2 protein-coding genes and 1 pseudogene are annotated in these 1,963 nt (G+C 47.7%); all 3 read right to left on the bottom strand.

Features of this window, described 5'->3' with window-relative positions; translation table 11 throughout:
* A partial coding sequence (locus A1D16_RS17635; protein WP_290711933.1) for an aminotransferase class III-fold pyridoxal phosphate-dependent enzyme occupies positions 1-298 on the bottom strand: 298 nt, incomplete at its 3' end.
* Positions 299-350: 52 nt separating this feature from the next.
* Positions 351-1,331 carry an N-acetyl-gamma-glutamyl-phosphate reductase gene (gene argC, locus A1D16_RS17640; RefSeq protein WP_290711936.1) on the bottom strand — a complete coding sequence of 327 codons (981 nt, stop codon included), beginning with the start codon at positions 1,329-1,331 and terminating at the stop codon, positions 351-353.
* A 48-nt stretch (positions 1,332-1,379) separates the two neighbouring features.
* Positions 1,380-1,963, bottom strand: a pseudogene (locus A1D16_RS17645) (argininosuccinate synthase domain-containing protein); the annotation flags it as partial.

Below are 1,963 nucleotides of genomic sequence, written 5' to 3' on the forward strand. Positions count from 1 at the left end.
TGGCTTCAGCACCCGAATTGCATAGGAATAACTGGTAATTCTCTTTCTCCGATACGCGGCCCAGCAAATCAGCCAGTTCTTTTTGTTGGGGAATTACTACGGAATTGGAATAGAAGGCAATTTTTTCCAGCTGTTCTTCTATCCGCTCTACCCAGTGCGGGTGGGTATGCCCGATAGAGATTACGGCATGACCACCGTACATATCCAGGTAACCCTGTCCCTTATCGTCCCATACCCTTGCGCCCTTAGCGGAGGTTATGGTGATATTATTAAGCGGGTATACGTCGAAAAGTTTCATGAATAGAAATAATAAAAAGTGATTAGATGGTTGAATTACGGGGGTCCTGCAATCAGAAGCCGGAAGCTTTTAATTGCAGGCCGCTTCGTTCCTCTACACCAAAAAGCAGGTTCATATTTTGTACGGCCTGGCCACTTGCGCCTTTTAAAAGATTATCGATGGCACTGTGAATGACCAGTTTGCTGCCTACTTTTTCCAACTGAACAAGGGCTTTATTGGTATTAACCACCTGCTTCAGAAAAATGGAGGCCTGGCTGACCACGGTAAAAGGATGATCGGCATAAAAGACCTCGTACAGGGCCTGTACTTCTTCAAAAGGCAGTTCCATGTGAATAGTGGAGCTTATAAAAATACCCCGGGTAAAATCACCGCGCCAGGGTACAAAACTCAGGTCAATAGCACTGTTTGGCTGCAATTGCAGGAGCGATTCTCCGATTTCTCCCAGGTGCTGGTGCGTAAGCGTTTTGTATGCCTGGATATTATTAGCCCGCCAGCTAAAATGAGAAGTAGCACTCAGGCCCTGGCCAGCGCCGGTAGAACCGGTAATGCCGGTGGTATAGATCTCGTCTAACAGGCCTGCTTTGGCAAGTGGCAACAGGCCTACCTGTATAGCTGTTGCGAAGCAACCCGGGTTGGCAATGGCGGTAGCTCTGCGGATAGCTTCCCGATTTAATTCAGGCAGTCCGTACACAAAATTCCAATCACCCAGGCTGGCATTTTGTTGCAGTCGAAAATCATTCGACAGGTCTATAATTTTTGTACCGGCTGCGGGGGGATTTGCTTCCAGGAATTTTCTTGCCTCGCCGTGCCCGGTGCAAAGAAAGAGACAGTCTACTTTTTTGTCCAGAGAATCTGTGAAAAGCAGGTCGGTATCGCCCAGCAAATCTGCATGCACAGCATGCAATGGTTTTCCCGCACTACTCTTGCTGTGCACAAAAACCAGTTCCACATGCGGATGATGGATAAGCAGTCGGATCAATTCTCCGCCCGTATATCCGGCCCCGCCAATTATGCCTACATTTATTTTAGTCATGATATCACTTTTTACGTTCCCCTTCAGCTTCTCCCCTTCTCCTCTCCTCTATTCTCCATTCACACTCGTCCAGATAGCTGTCTGGTTCCCGAATATTTTACTAAACCCACGTACATCCTGTCCTGTCCAGCCACTGTTCATTTCGCCGTATTTACCAAATTTGCTCGACATCAGGTCATGTGGAGAAGCAATGCCTGTTACCTGGAAACGATAGGGATACAATTGTACAAATACATCACCGGTTACTTTTTCCTGGGAGTGGGTAAGAAAAGCTTCGATATCGCGCATCACGGGATCCAGGATCTGACCTTCGTGCATCCAGTTTCCATAAAACTGGGCTAACTGATCTTTCCAGCTCAACTGCCATTTGGTAAGCACATGTTTTTCCAGGGCATGGTGACTTTTCAGGATTACCAGGGGGGCTGCTGCTTCAAAGCCAACCCGTCCTTTGATGCCGATAATGGTATCACCCACGTGTATATCGCGCCCGATACCAAATGGACCTGCTATCTTCTGCAATTCCTGGATAGCTTCTACCGGGTGGTTAAACTTGCGGCCATTGATTGCCGTTAGCTGTCCTTTTTCAAAATGCAGTACCACTTCTTCCGGGGTGTTTTTGCTTACCTGGGTGG

The sequence above is a fragment of the Flavihumibacter sp. CACIAM 22H1 genome (assembly GCF_001601815.1).
Lineage (GTDB): Bacteria > Bacteroidota > Bacteroidia > Chitinophagales > Chitinophagaceae > Flavihumibacter.

What these genes read in the sequence shown, in the direction of transcription:
- argC (WP_290711936.1), bottom strand. Translation starts at nt 1,331, where the DNA reads ATGACTAAAATAAATGTAGGCATAATTGGCGGGGCCGGATATACGGGC.